The 17,189-nt window shown below is 62.8% G+C and carries 18 protein-coding genes; 11 read left to right on the plus strand and 7 right to left on the minus strand.

Going from position 1 to position 17,189, the window contains the following annotated elements; genetic code table 11:
• Positions 1–63: 63 nt before the first annotated feature.
• Genes RBB31_RS11410 through dusB form a run of 3 tightly spaced genes read right to left on the minus strand, consistent with a single transcriptional unit; the run spans position 64 to position 3,497 of the window.
• The gene (locus tag RBB31_RS11410) at positions 64–1,428 is read right to left on the minus strand and encodes a response regulator (protein WP_306129419.1); all 1,365 of its coding nucleotides are present in this window, start codon (positions 1,426–1,428) and stop codon (positions 64–66) included.
• Positions 1,429–2,508, minus strand: coding sequence for a nitrogen regulation protein NR(II) (locus RBB31_RS11415; RefSeq protein ID WP_306129420.1), 1,080 nt, complete (start codon positions 2,506–2,508; stop codon positions 1,429–1,431).
• The gene (gene dusB / locus RBB31_RS11420; RefSeq protein WP_306129421.1) at positions 2,505–3,497 is read right to left on the minus strand and encodes a tRNA dihydrouridine synthase DusB; all 993 of its coding nucleotides are present in this window, start codon (positions 3,495–3,497) and stop codon (positions 2,505–2,507) included. Before dusB ends, RBB31_RS11415 begins: the two co-directional genes overlap by 4 nt.
• A 167-nt stretch (positions 3,498–3,664) precedes the next feature.
• Here dusB and RBB31_RS11425 point away from each other — a divergent pair, with 167 nt between their 5' ends.
• From RBB31_RS11425 to RBB31_RS11440, 4 genes are all read left to right on the plus strand, one after another.
• Positions 3,665–4,798, plus strand: a complete 1,134-nt coding sequence (locus RBB31_RS11425) for a bifunctional 2-C-methyl-D-erythritol 4-phosphate cytidylyltransferase/2-C-methyl-D-erythritol 2,4-cyclodiphosphate synthase (protein ID WP_306129422.1) — start codon at positions 3,665–3,667, stop codon at positions 4,796–4,798.
• Positions 4,795–5,292: a phosphatidylglycerophosphatase A gene (locus RBB31_RS11430; protein ID WP_306129423.1), complete on the plus strand. Its 498-nt coding sequence runs from the start codon at positions 4,795–4,797 to the stop codon at positions 5,290–5,292. The genes RBB31_RS11425 and RBB31_RS11430 overlap by 4 nt, the downstream gene beginning before the upstream one ends.
• A complete protein-coding gene (locus RBB31_RS11435; RefSeq protein WP_306129424.1) occupies positions 5,289–5,756 on the plus strand; it encodes a CinA family protein in 468 nt (155 codons plus the stop codon). The genes RBB31_RS11430 and RBB31_RS11435 overlap by 4 nt, the downstream gene beginning before the upstream one ends.
• A gap of 67 nt (positions 5,757–5,823) precedes the next feature.
• Positions 5,824–6,255: a GFA family protein gene (locus RBB31_RS11440; protein WP_306129425.1), complete on the plus strand. Its 432-nt coding sequence runs from the start codon at positions 5,824–5,826 to the stop codon at positions 6,253–6,255.
• A 10-nt stretch (positions 6,256–6,265) separates the two neighbouring features.
• On the opposite strand, the gene RBB31_RS11445 is transcribed toward RBB31_RS11440, so the two are convergent.
• Positions 6,266–7,564, minus strand: a complete 1,299-nt coding sequence (locus tag RBB31_RS11445) for an MmgE/PrpD family protein (protein WP_306129426.1) — start codon at positions 7,562–7,564, stop codon at positions 6,266–6,268.
• Positions 7,551–8,006 (minus strand): type II toxin-antitoxin system RatA family toxin, encoded by a 456-nt coding sequence (locus RBB31_RS11450; RefSeq protein WP_306129427.1) that lies wholly within the window; start codon positions 8,004–8,006, stop codon positions 7,551–7,553. The genes RBB31_RS11445 and RBB31_RS11450 overlap by 14 nt, the downstream gene beginning before the upstream one ends.
• 127 nt (positions 8,007–8,133) lie before the next feature.
• On the opposite strand from RBB31_RS11450, the gene RBB31_RS11455 reads away from it, so the two are divergent.
• Entirely contained in the window at positions 8,134–8,313 is a 180-nt protein-coding gene (locus tag RBB31_RS11455; protein ID WP_306129428.1) for a hypothetical protein, read from the plus strand.
• Positions 8,314–8,419: 106 nt separating this feature from the next.
• On the opposite strand, the gene RBB31_RS11460 is transcribed toward RBB31_RS11455, so the two are convergent.
• The gene (locus RBB31_RS11460; protein WP_306129429.1) at positions 8,420–9,610 is read right to left on the minus strand and encodes a hypothetical protein; all 1,191 of its coding nucleotides are present in this window, start codon (positions 9,608–9,610) and stop codon (positions 8,420–8,422) included.
• 227 nt (positions 9,611–9,837) lie between these two features.
• Here RBB31_RS11460 and RBB31_RS11465 point away from each other — a divergent pair, with 227 nt between their 5' ends.
• The 6 genes from RBB31_RS11465 to RBB31_RS11490 all read left to right on the plus strand — a co-directional run bounded on the left by RBB31_RS11465 (position 9,838) and on the right by RBB31_RS11490 (position 15,451).
• The gene (locus RBB31_RS11465; RefSeq protein ID WP_306129430.1) at positions 9,838–10,500 is read left to right on the plus strand and encodes an RraA family protein; all 663 of its coding nucleotides are present in this window, start codon (positions 9,838–9,840) and stop codon (positions 10,498–10,500) included.
• Positions 10,501–10,535: 35 nt separating this feature from the next.
• Entirely contained in the window at positions 10,536–11,606 is a 1,071-nt protein-coding gene (locus tag RBB31_RS11470) for a hypothetical protein (protein ID WP_306129431.1), read from the plus strand.
• A 29-nt stretch (positions 11,607–11,635) separates the two neighbouring features.
• Positions 11,636–12,649, plus strand: a complete 1,014-nt coding sequence (locus RBB31_RS11475; protein ID WP_306129460.1) for an Ldh family oxidoreductase — start codon at positions 11,636–11,638, stop codon at positions 12,647–12,649.
• Between the two features lie 63 nt (positions 12,650–12,712).
• Positions 12,713–13,363, plus strand: a complete 651-nt coding sequence (locus RBB31_RS11480; RefSeq protein ID WP_306129432.1) for a YdcF family protein — start codon at positions 12,713–12,715, stop codon at positions 13,361–13,363.
• Between the two features lie 220 nt (positions 13,364–13,583).
• Complete coding sequence (locus RBB31_RS11485) at positions 13,584–15,041, plus strand: hypothetical protein (RefSeq protein ID WP_306129433.1); 1,458 nt, start codon at positions 13,584–13,586, stop codon at positions 15,039–15,041.
• Positions 15,029–15,451 carry a DCC1-like thiol-disulfide oxidoreductase family protein gene (locus tag RBB31_RS11490; RefSeq protein ID WP_306129434.1) on the plus strand — a complete coding sequence of 141 codons (423 nt, stop codon included), beginning with the start codon at positions 15,029–15,031 and terminating at the stop codon, positions 15,449–15,451. Before RBB31_RS11485 ends, RBB31_RS11490 begins: the two co-directional genes overlap by 13 nt.
• Positions 15,452–15,490: 39 nt before the next feature.
• On the opposite strand, the gene RBB31_RS11495 is transcribed toward RBB31_RS11490, so the two are convergent.
• Entirely contained in the window at positions 15,491–17,071 is a 1,581-nt protein-coding gene (locus RBB31_RS11495; protein WP_306129435.1) for a hypothetical protein, read from the minus strand.
• Between the last annotated feature and the right edge of the window lie 118 nt (positions 17,072–17,189).

Genomic DNA, 17,189 nt, shown 5'->3' on the forward strand with positions numbered 1-17,189 from the left:
GCACCTCCAGATGTGGCTTGGACCCAGGCAGGGCTTCCAAAGGGCCACAGTGATGTTGCAGTTTTACATCAACTTGCGGCGCCGTGTCACGCGAATATCAAGGTCGGTGATTTTCTTGCGCAATGTATTGCGGTTAATGCCGAGAAGATCGGCACATTTGGCCTGATTCCCGCCCGTCGCATCGAGCGCGATCTCGATCAGGGGCATCTCCATCTCCTTGAGGATTCGCGCGTAAAGGCCCGGTGGCGGCAGGGTGTTGCCGTGCAGATCGAAGTAGCGGCGCAGGTGGCGCGAGATCGAGGTCGAGAGGCTCTCGCCTCCGCCGCCGCCCACCACCGGGGCGGCCTCTGGTTGATTGCCCAGCACCGCCTCGACCTCGGAGCGGGTGATCTCGGACGATCGCGCGGTCAGCCCCAGGCGCTGGACCGCGTTCTCAAGCTGGCGCACGTTGCCGGGCCAGCTGTAGGCGCGCATCAGTTCCATCGCGTCCTCCGACAATGTGCGGGGCGGATGGCCCTCGCGCTCGGCCTTGAGCAGGAAGTGATGCACCAGCAGCGGAATGTCGTCGACCCGGGCGCGCAGGCTCGGCACCTCGACCACGGCGCCGGAGAGGCGATAGTAGAGGTCCTCGCGCAGCTTGCCCTCTTCCAGCCGGTCGGCGAGCCGGCCCAGCGAGGTGGCCATGAAGCGTGGCACGTGATCGCCGGGCGCGTCCATCATCCGCACCACGCGCGCCTGCGCATCGGTGCTGAGGTCGCCGACCCCGTCCAGAACGATGGTGCCGCCCTTGGCACGGGCCATGACCCGCGCTGGGCCTTCCAGATCGGCCAGGTCCGACGGCGTGACGGTGACGAAAGGCAGGGTGCGCCGGTCGGAAAAGTCGTGGATGGCACGGGCGATGAGCGTCTTGCCGGTGCCGGATTCGCCGGTAATCAACACCGGAAGATCGGTATTCATCAGCCGCGCGACGACGCGGTAGAGCCCCTGCATCGCCGCCGTCCGCCCGACCAGCGGCAACTCGTCGGGGCGGTCCTCGGACTTGACCTCGGCCGGCGCGCGCTTGGTCCGTGCATCGAGCGCGCGGGCGGTGCGCTTCATCAGGTCGGGCAGGTCGAAGGGCTTGGGCAGATAGTCGAAGGCCGCGGCCTCTTCGGCCTGGATGGCGGTCATGATCGTGTTCTGGGCCGAGATCACGATGACCGGCATACCGGGACGGTCCTGGTTGATCTTGGGCAGCATCTCGAGGCCGTTGCCATCGGGCATCATGACATCGGTGATCACCGCGTCGCCCTTGCCCTCGCCCACCCACCGCATCAGCGTGGTCAGCGACGAGGTGGCATGCACCCGGCATCCCGCCCGCGTCAGGGCCTGTGTCAGAACCGTGCGGATCGTGCGGTCGTCATCGGCGACCAGTACCGTGCCATCCATCTAGCTTTCCTCCATGTCCTTGCCGGCGCGCGGCAGCGATATCCTGAATACAGTGCGTCCCGGCACCGAGTTGACCGAGAGCCAGCCGTCGAGTTCCGAGACGATCTTGGCGGCCAGCGCGAGGCCCAGGCCGGTGCCGTTCTCGCGGCCCGAGACGAACGGCTCGAACACATTGCCGGCAATCTCGGGCGGCAGGCCGGGGCCGTCGTCGATGACCTCGATCTGCAAAGGCAGCGACTTGCCGGGTCCACCGCCGTCGCGGCGCACGCGCAGGGATTGCTCGTAATAGCTGTGCAGGGTGATCGTTCCGCCCTTGTCGCCCGCGGCCTGGGCGGCGTTCTTCAACAGGTTCTGGATCACCTGCAACAGCTGGTCGGGATCGGCCAGCGCCAGCGGCAGCGAGGGGTCGTAATCCTCGACAATGGTCATGTGCGCGGCAAAGCCCACAAGCGCCGAGCGCCGGGCGCGGTCCAGCACGTCATGCAGGTTGACCGCCTGAAGCTTGGGCAGGCTCACGTTGCCGAATTGCTCGACCTGTTCCAGCAGGCCGACGATACGGCGGCTTTCCGATACGATGAGGTCGGTGAGTTCCAGATCGTCCTGGTCGAGGTTCATCGACAGAAGCTGGGCCGCCCCGGTGATGCCCGCCAGCGGGTTCTTGATTTCATGGGCCAGCATCTCGGCCATGCCGATGGCGGACTTGGCGGCGGATTTGACCGATTGGCTTTGCGTCACGCGGCCCGCCAGTTCGCGGGGCGAAATGAGCAGGATCATGTGATCGTCCCAGCCCGAGACCGGCGCGATCTGCAGGTTGCACTGCATCGGCGCGCGATCACCTGTGCCCACGTCCACGTCATTGACGAACAGCGGCGCGGATTTCTCGCGGGCGCGTTCCAGCGCTTCTTCGATGGGGGCGTCGACGGCCAGCTTGTCCCATACCGGCTGACCGACGATCGACCGCGCCGAGGTCATCAGGAAGCCTTCGGCGGCGGGGTTGATCTGCACGATGCGGTCCTGTCCGTCGAGGATCAGCCCCGGCACCGGCAGCGAGGTCCAGACCATTTCGTCCATCCCGGTCATGCGGCGGTCCTTTCCGGGGCGGTCATGGCATCCTCGAGCAGGCGGTTGACGTTGGCCGGGTCACGCTCGGTCAGGATGCGCTTGCGCAAGTCCTGGGGCGTGTCGCGCCCGTCCATGTACCAGCCCAGGTGCTTGCGGGCGACGCGGATGCCGAGATCGCGCCCGTAAAAGGACAGCATGGCGTCGTAATGGTCCTGCACCAGCCGCGCGAGGTCGCCGCCTTGCGGGATTTCCGGCGCGGGCGTGCCGTGCAACTCGTGCGCCACCTGCGCCAGCAGCCACGGACGGCCCTGCGCGCCGCGCCCGATCATGACGCCATCCGCGCCGGATTTCATCAGCGCGTCGCGGGCGGCGGGAGTGCCGGTGATGTCGCCATTGGCGATGACCGGGATGCTGACCGCGTCCTTCACCGCGCGGATCGCGTCCCAGTCGGCATATCCCTTGTAGAACTGACAGCGCGTGCGACCGTGGATGGTGATCATCTGCACCCCTGCCCCTTCCGCGCGCGCGGCCAGCTCCGGCGCGTTCAGGTTGGTGTCGTCCCAGCCAAGCCGGGTTTTCAGCGTCACGGGGATCGAGACCGCGCCGACCACCGCCTCGATCAGCGAAAGCGCATGATCGAGGTCCTTCATCAGGGCCGAGCCGCTGGCGCCCGAGCCGCTGGCGCTGGTGACCTTCTTGGCAGGGCAGCCCATGTTGATGTCGATGAGGCTTGCGCCATTGCCCTCGACCTGGCGGGCGGCCTCGGCCATCCAATGCGCCTCGCGCCCCGCCAGCTGGACGGAAGTGTCGGCGGCGTCGAACCCAAGCTCCGCCTTCTCGCGCACGCCGGGTTTCGACTGCACCATTTCCTGGCTCGCGACCATCTCGCTGACGACGAGCCCCGCGCCGAACCGGCTGACCAGGCTGCGAAATGGCAGGTCGGTGATGCCCGCGAGCGGGGCGAGAAGGACCGGGGGATGTAGGTTTCGAGGGCCGATGTTCAGCATGGGTGCCTAACGATTGAGCATGTGGACGTTCTATGGCCACGCGTGACAAAGCACAATTTATGCATGCTCAAATTAAAATCAAAAAGTTGCGAGTGATTAAAAATTAGGCATAAGCCCCCGGTGACGCGGCCATTGCATGCCCCTGTCCGCTTGCGTAAGCAAAGCTTATGAGCATCGCAGCCATCATCGTCGCCGCCGGACGCGGCACCCGCGCCGGGGGCGAGCGGCCCAAGCAATGGCAGAACGTGGCCGGCAAACGGGTGATCGACTGGACGCTCGCGGCGTTCCGCGCGGTGCCGGAGGTCGAGCGGATCGTGGTGGTGGTGCATCCCGACGACACGGGCGAACTGGGTGGCGAGACCGGGATCACGGTCACCGAGGGTGCGGCCACGCGGGCGGGCTCGGTCTGCAACGGTCTGGCGGCGCTGGAGGGCGTGGGCGTGACCCACGTGCTGATCCACGACGCGGCGCGGTGCTGCGTATCCCCGGACCAGATCGCCGAGGTCATCGCGGCACTCGGGCCCGACTGCCCGGCGGCGGCCCCGGCCCTGCCGGTCAGCGACGCGCTGTGGTTGGGCGAGGACGGTCTGGTGACCGGCACCCAGACCCGCGCCGGGCTCTACCGCGCGCAGACCCCGCAGGGCTTTGCCCGCGACGTGATCGCCGCCGCCCATGCCACCGCGCCCGAAGGCGCCGCCGACGATGTCGAGGTCGCCCGCGCCGCAGGCATTCCGGTGCGCATCCTACCGGGGCGCGAAAGCAACCTGAAGATCACCACGCCCGAGGATTTCGCCCGGGCCGAGACCATCCTGAGAGGACCCATGGACATACGTACCGGAACCGGCTTTGACGTGCACCGTTTCGGCCCCGGCGACCACGTGATGCTGTGCGGCGTCGCGGTCCCGCATGACCGGGGTCTGCAAGGGCATTCGGACGCCGATGTGGGGCTGCACACGCTGGCCGACGCGATCTATGGCGCGATGGCCGAGGGCGACATAGGCCGGCACTTTCCGCCCACCGATCCGCAATGGAAGGGCGCGGAAAGCCATGTCTTCCTGTCCCACGCGGCCAGCCTGGCCGCCGAAAAGGGCTTTCGCATCACCAACGTGGACCTGACGCTGATCTGCGAGACGCCCAAGATCGGCCCGCACGCCGCAGCGATGCAGGCGCGGGTGTCCGAGATCATGGGGCTGGAGGTGGACCGCGTGTCGGTAAAGGCCACCACGACCGAGCGGCTGGGCTTTACCGGCCGGGGCGAAGGCATCGCGGCGCAGGCCGTCGCCACTCTGGTGCGCACATGAGGGCGGCGCAGATCATCGCGACCTTCGGCGGCGTGGGTTATCTGCGCCCGGCGCCGGGGACCTGGGGCTCGCTGGCCGCACTTGCGGTGGCGGCGCTTTTGCATGTCATTGGCGGGCCGGTGCTGCTGGGCCTGGGAGTCGTGGTCTCGTTTGCATTAGGATGGTGGGCTACTGCGCAGGAAACAAAGGGAAAAGACAATCACGACCCCAGCGAGATCGTGATCGACGAGGTGGCCGGGCAATGGCTTGCCTTCCTGCCGGTATCGATCGGCGCCACCCATGCCGGGGCGGCGCTGTGGGCGCTCTGGCCGGGGTTCGTGACCGCCTTTCTGCTGTTCCGCCTCTTCGATATTTGGAAACCCGGGCCAGTGGGCTGGGCCGACCGGCAGGCCGGGCCGATGGGGGTGATGCTGGACGACCTGATCGCGGGGTTCATCGCGGCGCTGGGCGTCATGTTCTTCGCCTGGCTCTCGCACGGGGTGCTGGGGCTATGAGCGCCGAGGACGTCCTGAACGCCGCCAAGGCGGCGGGGCTCATGGTCGCCACGGCCGAGTCCTGCACCGGGGGCATGGTGGCGGCCGCGCTGACGGATATCGCAGGCTCGTCGGCCGTGGTCGAACGCGGCTTCGTCACCTATTCCAATGCCGCCAAGCGCCAGTTGCTGGGCGTGCGGGCCGACACGCTGCAGGCACACGGCGCGGTGTCCGAAGCGGTCGCGCGCGAAATGGCCGAAGGCGCGCTGGACCATTCCGAGGCGGACGTGGCGGTGTCGATCACCGGCATAGCCGGCCCCGGCGGATCGGAACACAAGCCCGAGGGGCGCGTCTGCTTCGGGCTGGCCCGCGTAGGGCGCGTGACGCAGGTGGAAACGGTGGATTTCGGTGCCTTGGGCCGGGCCGAGGTGCGCGCCGCCGCGCGGGACCATGCGCTGGCGCTGCTGCTCAAGGGGCTGGGCTGAGCATCTTGCCCCGATCCCTGCCCTGGCGATAGAAACTGCAGCGAGCGTTCAGGACAGGAATTCCGATATGACGACACGCGGCCATTGCCATTGCGGCGCGACGCGCTGGGAGTTCGCGGGCGCGCCCGACTGGGCGTGCTATTGCCACTGCGACGACTGCCGCCGCAATTGCGGCGCTCCGGTGGTGGCGTGGCTGGGCTTGCCGGTGGCGGCGTTTCGCTGGACCGGCGCGGCGCCCGCGACCCGCGAAAGCTCGCCCGGCGCCTACCGGCATTTCTGCGCCGCCTGCGGCACGCCGATGGCCTTCGAGGCGGATCACTACCCGGGCGACATGCATGTCTATGCGGCCTCGCTGGAGGATCCGGGCGCGGTGCGACCGGCCTTTCACGTGCATTACAGCCGCCGTTTGCCATGGCTGACGCTCGACGACGACCTGCCCAAATATGATGGCAGCGTGGTCGACCTGCCCGAAGGCGCGGTGATTTCTCCCAAGGACTGAGCGGCGCGGCTTATCGGACCAGAAGCGCGGCGAATTCGTCGGGCGGGGCGTCGGCCTCGATCGCCTGCCAGATCGCCTCGGCACGCCCGTCGCCCAGCAGGGCCGCGGCCTTGGTGCGCACGCGTTTCTGGCGCGCGGCAAGGCCGGGATCGGCGTCGAGATCGTGGAAAAGGTCCTGAACCGAGCCGTCCTTGAGCGTGACACGCAGGCGCGCCTGCATCTCGGTCAGGCTGTCGTCGCTCTGTACCGTGACCCGTTCGCGCAAAACGGCGAGATCACCGTCCCTGCTCAGCGCGTCGTCGAAGCTTTCGAGCCGCGCGGTGTCGTGCCCGGACAGCGCCATGGCGGCAACCATCCGGTAGCTGAATTTGGACTGAAGCCCGCTTTTGGGCGAGGCGATGTTGCAGACGCTCAGCCAGCGGGGGTGGGTGGCGATCTCGACCCGCTCGACCGCCTCGGCCCCGGCATCGAGGTCGCGCAGCGCTTCCAGCGTGGCGTGCAGACCGTGGCAGCAGGCGTGGAACTTGTGCTGAACGCTTTCGAACAGCCAGTCCTGCCCCAGCGTATCGAACGCCGCGCCCTGCCCTTCGCCGTGATGCGTGGGCCCAAACCCGTTCTGCCCGTCCATCGCGCCCGGTGCGCTGACGAACCCTCGGGCCGCCAGCTGTGCCGCCTCGACGCCGTTCGAGGCGCCAAGGCCCGCGTTCATCGGCTTTCCCATGGTGCCGAACTGCGCCTTGATGCCCGACGCGCGGGTAGTGACAAGGCCGATGGCGTGCTGCATCTGGTCCTCGGTCAGCCCCATCAGCCGTCCGGCGGCCAGTGTCGCGCCAAAGGCGCCAGCGGTGGCGGTCTGGTGATAGCCCACCTGGTAATGCGCCCGGCCCAGCCAAATACCCACACGGATGGACGCCTCGACACCGAGCAGCGCGGCCTCCTGCATGGCGGGGCCGGCGGCGCCTACGGCCTGCCCCACGGCCAATGCTGCGGGGATGACGGCCACGGACGGGTGACCGATATGGGCAAAATGCGTGTCGTCATAGTCAAGCGCGTGGGAAATGGTGCCGTTGACCAGCGCGGCCATGCGGGCGGGCACGCGCAGATCGCTGCCGATCAGGCCGGCTTGGGGGTGGCCGCCTTCGTTCTCTGCCTGCGCGCGCAGGATACCCGCCACGGGCTCATCCCGTCCGGCGATACCGACCGCGGCCCAGTCGAGCAGCGACAGGCGCAGAATTTCCATCGCATCCGGCGCCCTCACCGGGCCAAGGGCGAACCCGGCCAGCCGTTCGGAGATCTCAACCCCGTCCATAGAGCTTTTCCGCCCGCGTCTCGAAGGCGCGCACGATGCGCTTCATCGCCTCGTAGAAGAACAGCTCCGCCGCGCCCTGCAACAGCCTGTTCTTGAACCTGAAATCCACGTCGAAGGCAACCTCGCAACCGCCCCCGTCCAGATCGCGGAACTCCCAGTTCGAGCGCATGTGGTGGAACGGGCCATCGAGATACTCGGTCTCGATCCGCTTCCTTTCGGGCCACAGGACCACCCGGCTGCTGAAGCGTTCGCGGAAGACGCGGAAACTGATCACCAGATCGGCCTCCATCACCTTGCTGCCATCATCCTGCGGCGTGACGCTGTTCACGCGGGCGGCGGCCGTCCAGGGCAGGAATTCCGGGTAGGAGCCGACATCGGCGACAAGGTCGTACATCTGCTGCGCGGTATAGGGCAGCGTCCGGGTTTCGGAATGGGAAGGCATGCGGGCAGATCGGTCCGTTGGCTTGTGGCGGTGCAGGTCTGTGTCGTAAACTGGCCCGCGAAATGCAAGGAAAACACGGAATGCCGCGCGAAAAAGTCATGGCCCGCCTGGGCAAGGCCCCTGCCCGATGAACCCGCGCTGGCTGTTTCGCATGTCGCGCTGGGCGCAGAACCCGCCAAGCGCGGGGCGGGTGAAATTCGTCTTCGCGATCATCGGGATCTGCCTGATGATCGTGGCGGCGGAGCATTTCATCGGGCTGCCGGAGTGGATGGCGGTCGATCCCAAGAGCGGGCGCTACCGTCCTTGAGGCGCGCCGAGGGCCGCTGAGATTCTTCGTACGAAGAATCATGGTAGAGAAAATTCGTACGAATTTTCTGGTGGGCGCGCCGAGACAAGGAATGGTGGTGGTCGCATTATCCGTCCGAACGCGAGAGCTTTCGGGAAATCACCCGCCCTGAGACATATCTCAGACGTGCCAATTCGGGCCGCGGGTCCTTCACGCTCCACATCGGATAGATCTTCCGGCCGGCCCTGACGCTCGCAAACCAATCCCGCAAGCTGAGTTCACCACGCCGGTAGAGCTCGATCGAGGCAAACGTATCGCGCAAGGGGTTCCACAGCCTTATGTCTTCGCTGGACTGGAACATCTCTGGCTTTTCCTGGCCAGTCAGGTGCGCATAAATGAATTCATCAATCTTCATGCCAGATGCCGTGACAAGGGCATGGCCGCCGGTGAAACGTGGATTGCACTCGATGACCTTGAGCTGACCATCCCGCTCGTCCCTTTTGAATTCTATGTTCGCGGTGCCGCGCCATGGCATGGAGCCGAAAAATTTGCGTCCCATCTCTGCGGTTTCGGGCAGAAAGACGGACTTGTGGTAGCAGCAGCCGCCGCGATTGATCGGATAGCGCCGGATGACGCATTTCGTGTAATCGAACAACGTTTCGCCGTGCTGGTCGATATAGGTGTAGTAGCTGCTCAGCAGCGAGTCCGGACCCGGTATCATCTCGACAAGCATGACGTTCAGCCCATGCGACTGAGCCAGTGCGATCTTGTCCCGCGCCTCTTTGAAATCGCTTTTGATGATGAACAGTTTGCATCCGAACACTCTCGTGAACAGATGCGAGTGGATTGGCTTCACCATGACGGGAAAAGTGATCTTGTCCCGAATTGCATCGAGGTCTTCGACGGTGTTGATGGTCCAGAAATTCGGGGTCGGCACCCCCGCGGCCCTTGCGATTTCCAACGTCTCCTTCTTGTCCAGCATGGCCAGGCGAAGCTTTGGGTCGAAATCCTCCAGAAGGTATCGCTGCTCCAGCCAGTCCTTGTTGCGGCAGACGAAACCGATCGAATCGTCGCAAAGCGGAAAGATGACGGAGCCTTCCAGTTCGCTGTTGGACTGCAGCAGGTCCTTCCAGAAACTTTCCGATTCAACCCCCTTGGGCACTGGATAGCGTTTCGCGCAATAACGGGAGTTGAGCACCCAGGCACCATGTTCGCCGGACGCCGCGACGTGAATACCAAGGGCCGAGAGGTTCCGCGCGACAGAAACGCCGTTCTCGCCACCGCCAAGTAAAAGGACACCAGCTTTGGGTACGGTCAATCGTGGTCTCCTCGCCAGATTTTAATGGATATTTTTTTTGTCATTTTGATTGCTTTATTTGCAATTGTGGTGAAGCTTGGTGAACGTGCCAGTGATGGACACGTTAGTGAACTACTTCAAGTATGTTATTGAGAGTTTGGTGAAAATTGGAAAAGGATTGTTTCGAAACCGGAGACGGTGCCGTAGCTAAGCCGAAGTCGTCCGAGATGAATCCGGGCCCAGGCTTCATGGTCAGGAAATCTTTCCCGCGTGTCGACGATGACGTCATCGAAGGCTTCCGTGAATTCGAGACGACGGATGTCTCCGACGCCTTGAACCGGATGTACACGACCGGCAGTGACATTCAGAACCTGGCGAACCAAGACAGCCTTGTCGGCACGGTCGTCACCGTAAAGGTCTTTCCCGGCGACAACCTGATGGTCCACAAGGCCCTCGATATCGCCAAGCCGGGAGATATCATCGCCGTGGATGCCAGCCAGAGCAAGACAGCCGCAGTTGTGGGCGACCTGATCGCCAACAAGGCGAAATCCCGCGGAATTGCAGGCTTCGTCATCGATGGTTTCATTCGCGACCTGCCCGGCATCCTGGAATGCGGCCTGCCGATCTATGCCATCGGCGTCACGCCTTTTGGCCCGCTTCACCGCGGCCCGGGCGAGATAAACTACCCCATTAGCCTCGGAGGCGTTGTCGTCCAAGCCGGTGACATCGTGAGCGCTGATCGGAGTGGCGTGGTCGTCGTGCCCAGTTGGGCCGCCGCCGATACGCTCGCACGGCTGAGAGAAAACCGAGACCGGATGAGCCAGTATGTTGCGGACGTCAAGCGCGGCAGGTTCTCGAATGCCTGGGTTGATGATCAATTGAACGCCGAGGGTTGCCAATTCAACGAATGACGCCAGCGTAGCAATCGAACAAGGCTACAAAGATCGTGCAGTACCATTTCGAGAGGCTCAGGCGCCGCATTCTGAAGTTGCGGGATCTGGACGCGGTCCTCAAGCGCCGAAAGTTTCGAGGCCTGCGCGATGAATTCTATGATCGTCTTTGGGCCGAAGCCGCTCAGGATGTTGGTGCCAGGTTCGAAAAGACCGGTGAGCTGACGCAGATCACAGCCGGTTCGCTTCGCACCTACCTGCATCATTCCGACCTCATGCTGGACGACGCGATTACGACGCGGGTCATGGCGGACAAGGCCATGACCTATGAACTGATTGCGAAGCTGGGGCATCCGGTACCGGATCACTGTGTCTTTTCCTTGGGCGAAATGGCCAAGGCGCGCTCGTTCCTCGCGCGTCATCCGGGCGGAATCGTGGTCAAGCCGGCGCGTGGAACCGGCGGCGGAAACGGCGTCAGCGTGGGCATCCGTTCGAACGAGATGTTGAACCAGGCGGCCAGACATGCCTCCAGTTTCAATTCGAAACTTCTCACCGAACCAATCCTCGAGGGCGCAAGCCTCCGCCTGCTCTACCTGGATGGCATGTTTCTTGATGCCGTGCTGCGCGACCGCCCTACCGTCATCGGAGACGGAAGCTCCACCTTGCGTCAGCTTATCAACGGCGAAACGCGAAATCGGCTGACCCGAAAACCAATTGTCGCCCTCAACCCTTTGAACATGGATGTGGATTGCCGCAGTTTCCTGCAGCGGCAGAAACTAGACCTGAAGGGCCGTCCCGGTGCGGGGCAGCGGATCGCGGTCAAGAATGTCGTGAACGAAAACGCCGCGCGCGACAATCGTTCGGTGCGTGACGCTGTCAATCCGGGAATCATCGAGGCGGGCGGGCAACTCGTCAGGAACCTGAACGTCAGCCTTGCGGGGCTGGACGTCATGGTGCGCGATCACACGGCGCCGATGCAGGAAAATGGCGCCTATTTCCACGAGGTGAACATCGGACCGGGATTGCATCACCATTACCTTATCGCCAACCGCGACGAAGGTGTGCCCGTAGCCAGCCGGATCCTCGAAACGATGTTCCGCCGGAAGATGGGCGTGATTCAGACATGACAGACAAGCTCTGCAGAATCTCTCCCGCGATGCTTACGGAGTTCATGCGCGACGCACTGGTCCGTTCCGGTGCAGACCCCAGGGATGCCGGTTGCGTCGCAGATAACCTGATCTGGAACGACCTCGTCGACCGCAGGAACCATGGCTGCGAAAGGCTGTCCATCCTTTGCAGCAAAGTCCGGTCGGGCGCGATCCGGTCACCGTCCCTCATGCAATTCAAACAATTGGGGTCAGGCGTCGGGTCTCTGGATGCCGGCGATGGGTTCGGGCAGATAGCCGGGCAGCGCGCGATGAAACATGCGATCGATCTAGCCAGCGCCGCCGGCATCGGCGGCGTAAGCGTGTCCGGAAGCAACTTTTTCGGCACCGGTGCGGCATTCCTTGTCCAAGCCGCCAAGGCCGACATGATCGCCCTCGTCATGAGCAACTCTTTCGCCAAGGTGGCCGCGCATGGCGGTGTGACGCCGGTGCTGGGCACAAACCCGATCGCCTTCGGAGCGCCCCGCCGCAACGGGCGCGCCCTCCTCGTGGACATGTCGACCGCCGGACTTGCCGGGTCGACGCTGCGCGCGCACCGCAGGCAAGGCCTGGACTTGCCCACGGGGCTCGTGATCGACGATGCAGGTGATCCGGTGACCGACCCGGCCCTCGCCCTGAAGGGCACGTTGCTGCCGGCAGCCGGTGCCAAAGGTTTCGGCCTGTCGCTTTGCGTGGAGGTTCTTGCCGGCGTCCTGAGCGGCTCTGCGATGTCGAAACAGGTCGGCTCGCTCTATGCAGACGCACCGCAGGCCGGAAACAGCGGGCATTTCGTCCTGGCGTTCGACATCAAGCACTGGATGCCCGTGGACGCGTATTACGATCGATTCGACACCATGGCCGCGATGATTGCGTCTTCCAACCCGGACGGTTCAGTTCGCTTGCCCGGCGAAGCCCGCTGGGACGCATTCGATAGAAATTCGCGTGAGGGGATCGAGATCGAGCCAGAGACCGCCAGAAGACTTGAAGAGCTGGCCGCGAACCTGGACATGCAGCCACCATGGTGACATCTGCAGGAACCGGCATCGCTGCAAGGGTTGGCCTGCTTCAAGTCTGTAGAGAGTGACCCGATGCGCCGTCTCGGAAAGCTGCTGTTGTTCGTGGTGGTCGCCTACCTCCTCTTGGTCGGCGCCATGCGGGTGTATGTGGAAACCTACCGGCAGGATCCGGTACAGGGCCCGGTCAGTGCCATCGTGGTCCTGTCTTCCGGTCCTGTGAGAGACGACCGGGAGGGGCGAACCGGTATGCGCACACGGGCCGGGGTCGAGCTGTATTTCACGCAGCGCGAGGCGGGCCACGACCCGAAACTCGTCCTGTCCGGCGGCATCATTCATCCTGAAAGCCCCAGCATGGCCGAGGATATGAGGGACTTTGCCGTCGATCTGGGCGTGCCGTCCGACAAGATCATCGTCGAGGGCCGCTCGGGATCCACGCTTCAGAACGCCTTGTTCTCCCACCAGTTACTTGGGGAAGCGGCAAGCGGCCAGCTTGCTGTCGTCACCGACCGCTTTCACATCCCGCGCGCCTGGACCAGCTTTCGCTGGGCGGGAATGTCAGACCTCGTAATGGTGTCAGCTGACGGGGAAACCGAGCCAGTGGACTGGGACAACCTGATGGGCGAAGGCATAAAATGGCCTGCCAACGCGGTACGCGGCCTGGTTTTCTCGATCCTGAGTACGGTGGGTTGGGCGGAAAAAGAGATTCTGTGGATCATCGAATAGATCGCGAGCGCGTGCAGAAGACCCGAGCCGGAGCCGCTGTCGTGGACTGATCGGCCCAATTCAGCATGTTTTGACCGACAAGTAATGATGACTGCCCGTGTCCGACGTCAGATTTTGTCCGATCGAGCGTCAAAAAGCTTGCGGGAACGGCTTCTCTTTTGCAATCATCTCTAGCCAATAGTTAGTTTCGGCTCTGCTGATATTTTATAATGATCGACAAATGAATTCCGAGCGCTCCTTACCCAAGCTGAACGGCTTAACCATTTTTTCACATGCATGGGCCGCGCAAAGCCTGGTCCAACTGGTGTTCTACATCGTGTGGTTCGAGGAAGGCTTGATCCTCGGCTACATTTTCGCTGCGCTAGCAATCCTGGTTTTCATGTTTCCCGGCCGGGTCTGGCTCTTCGGCGCCATGATCGTCGCCAGTATCGCCTATTTCGTTTCGCAGTGGCCCTATGTCGTGAATCACATTCTCACCGACACTTTCCTGTCAGTCACCATGCTGGCGGCCCTGATCTGGATGGTCGTGTATTTCAGGCGTCGACACGTTCCGTTCGATCAAGATTTGGCGAACGCCTGGTTCGACAAATTCGCTCCGGTGTGCGGCGCCGCCTTCGCTTTCATTTATTTTTCCATCATCGTTTCAAAGCTGAACACCGGCTTTTTCAACCTCGATATAAGCTGCCTCAAGGGAATGATCGAGGAGGTGCATGACAGGCGCCCGATCCTGTCGCCCCTTCTTTCGATCGCGAGCGTCGAATTCTACTTCTGGTTCTTCATGGTCGCGGAAACTCTTCTTCCGCTGATGCTGGCGATCCGCAAGACGCGACTTCTTGCGTTCTATTTCGGTGTCCCATTCCACGTTTTGCTTGGCTTGATGGGTCACTGGCCGTTCTCCGCCTTCATGATTTCCCTGTACATTCTCGTCGCCGCACCGGCCCTGCTGAAGGTTCTGCGCGAGGTGGCGGACTGGGCGGACGGCCTGCGCAACAAACTCGTGCCGTGGGTGTCGCCGTCTCTGGGCTTTGCATGCGTGAGCGGATTGCTTCTGGCCTGCGCCCTGGTCATCAAACCCAGTTGGGTCTGGCTTATCTGGACGCTCGGCGTCGCGACGGCCCTGCTCTATGCCACCATACGTGAGCATATCCGGCACGGCTTGTTCGCCGGGACCGGCGTTACGCCGATGTGGACCTCGAAACCAGGTTTTCTGTGGGTCTTCTTCGTGCTCGTGGTGATAAATTCCCTGTCACCCTACATAGGGTTAAAGACAACGACCAGCGTCGCCATGTACAGCAACATGAGGACCGAAGGCGGCACGAACAATCACCTGTTTATGCCCAGGGTGCCCCTGTTCCATATCCAGGACGACCTTGTGGAAATCGTTGATTCGAACAACGAGCAAATCGAAGAGCTGAAGACACATCCGGCGCGCTACGGCTATGTCGGGCAGGAGTTCGACGTATATGTGAATTACTTCGAACTTCGCCGAAGCGTCGCGAACGTTGAAGATCCGGATCTGGAGATTACCTATATCCGTAACGGCGAGCAGCGGACTTTCAAACGCGGCGAAAACAACGAAGCCGACCCCGATCTCGATGTGGCTCCGTCGATCTTTTTGCAAAAAGCCCTGTATTTCCGCCCGGTCTTTAAAGGAGATTTATCCTATTGTCTTCACTAGGCGCGGATCCCGGGACCGGCTCACCGCCGGACAAAGCGGATAACTGGCTGCTGTATGACGGTGAGTGCCCGTTTTGCAGTCGCTATGTAGAGCTTGTTCGCATCCGTGACGCCGTCGGTCCGTTGCGCCTTGTCAACGCGCGGGACGGCGGGCCCGAAGTCGACGAAGTCAAAACCCATGACATGGATCTTGACGAAGGCATGGTGCTGAAGATGTCAGGCAAGCTGTATCACGGGCAAGACTGCATTCATGCGTTGTCCCTGCTTAGTTCGCCGGAAGGTGCATTCAATCGATTCAATGCCTGGGTATTTCGCTCAAAGACCCGCGCCGGGCTGCTGTACCCCGTGCTTCGTGCCGGCCGGAATACCACGCTCAGGCTGCTTGGCCGCAAGAAGATGCGGTCGAGTTGACGCGGCAGGCCATGCGGCCCCCTTCTTCACTGAGAGCGTCTACTTGTCAGGTGAGGTCGTGCACCAATCGATCACATACCGGTCCCGCAGCATGTCGAGGTGATGCAGACCGATGCTGCCCGGCTTGTCCTTGGGCGTAAACGTCCGCACCAGCCTTTCTTCGTATGCGACGGGATCGAGCCGCGTGATCTCCATGATATTCAGCCCGTACCCGTACACGCCGAAGCTGTTGTTCTGGGATGGGCGGTAAATGCGCGCCTCCGTGCGGATCACGGACCCCGCGTTCCGCGCAACATCAGAGCCGATCACCACAGGATTTTGCGGATGCGGAACGATGGTCGTGAGATCAGGACCGTCCACCGCAAAGAGGTAAAGTTCGCTGGAATGATCCTGAAAGGCATAATGGTCCGAAAGATTGGTCAGGAGCCAGCACTGTCCATCCTCTGCCCGGAACAAGCTGCTATCGGCAAGATACTCGCCCTCGAACGCAGTCGCGTGCAGTTCCCATTCCGTGGGAAACGTCTTGGCTTTCCAGACTTCCAATCGCATTTGCTGCTGTGTTTCAGGAAGCATGAAAATGTCGGCGCCGTCTCGAAACACGTAAGGATACGACAGATGGTAAGGACGTTTCAGCGCCACCACCGAAGGTGACAATGTTCCTTCCCCCAACCGCGCCGCTTCGATCCAACCGTTGCTGTCGTTCGGGCCCATGGCCTCGTAGAAGATCCATGTCTCGCCATCGTGTTCGAACAGAAAGGGGTCCGCCATGAAATACGCGTTATTCGGAAGATCCCAGGCGTCACGCAGAGCGATATCCGTCGGATCGGAGGCGCCGCTCATGATCCTCCAAGTCGGATTCGGGCGCGCCAGCTTTCCGGGCAGGCGCCGGGCAAGCCTCTGACAGGCAGTCGAAAGAAAACTGGCCAAATAGGGCAGAAGATCAGCATAACCCGACGGGGCGCGCGGTGGCAGTGGTTCCGCCGCGTCCTGGCCGAGATCTGGGTTGGATTGCAGGTCCTTCAATGTCCGTAGAAGCAAAAGGACGGTCTTCTCTGCGACGAATGCCCCGGTCAGAACGGCCCCCGGCTTCGGATTGTAAGCTGCGCGGCGCAGGGTTCGCCCACTGCTCTTGCCCGCCGCTCGAAGAACGATATCCACCCTGACGTTGGGCGCCGCGAAGACCGTGCGGCACGTCCCGATCCAGTCAGGCGTCGCCGATCCCTCGTAGGTGACAGAAACCTCGCCGACGCGCGCCTGTTGCAATTGCTCTCGAGCAAGCGTGCTGTCGCTCAGGGCGAGAGCCACGTCATAGGCGGGCCGGGCAGAATCGTGACTGATCTCGGACAGCTCCGCCAGCCGATCGGTCGCTGCCGCGGTGTCGTAGGCTGCAATACGGCGGCGCATGATATATCGCTCTGCCGCCAGCACCCAGCGAAGCGGAAAAGGCGGCCGCTGCATCGCAGTCGGCTTTTGACCCGCAAGCTTTCCGACAAGCCGGAACTCTCCCGAGGCACTCAGGCGGTCAATCAGCATGGCCTGCGCATCGGTCAGCGCCATGCCGGGCGTGTAAACCAGAGCCAACCTCAGCGGCTTCGACGCTTGCTTGCCAGCGTCACGCATGGTCAAGGGCGCACCATGAGACGCGTGGATCAAAAGCAAACCAGACGGAAATCAGGGCCACGCAGTGCCGAAGAAACATTGGACTATCACCCGTAAAAAAACACGTTGAACCAAACTT

The sequence above is a fragment of the Roseovarius sp. MMSF_3350 genome, from assembly GCF_030733425.1.
Taxonomy (GTDB): domain Bacteria; phylum Pseudomonadota; class Alphaproteobacteria; order Rhodobacterales; family Rhodobacteraceae; genus Roseovarius.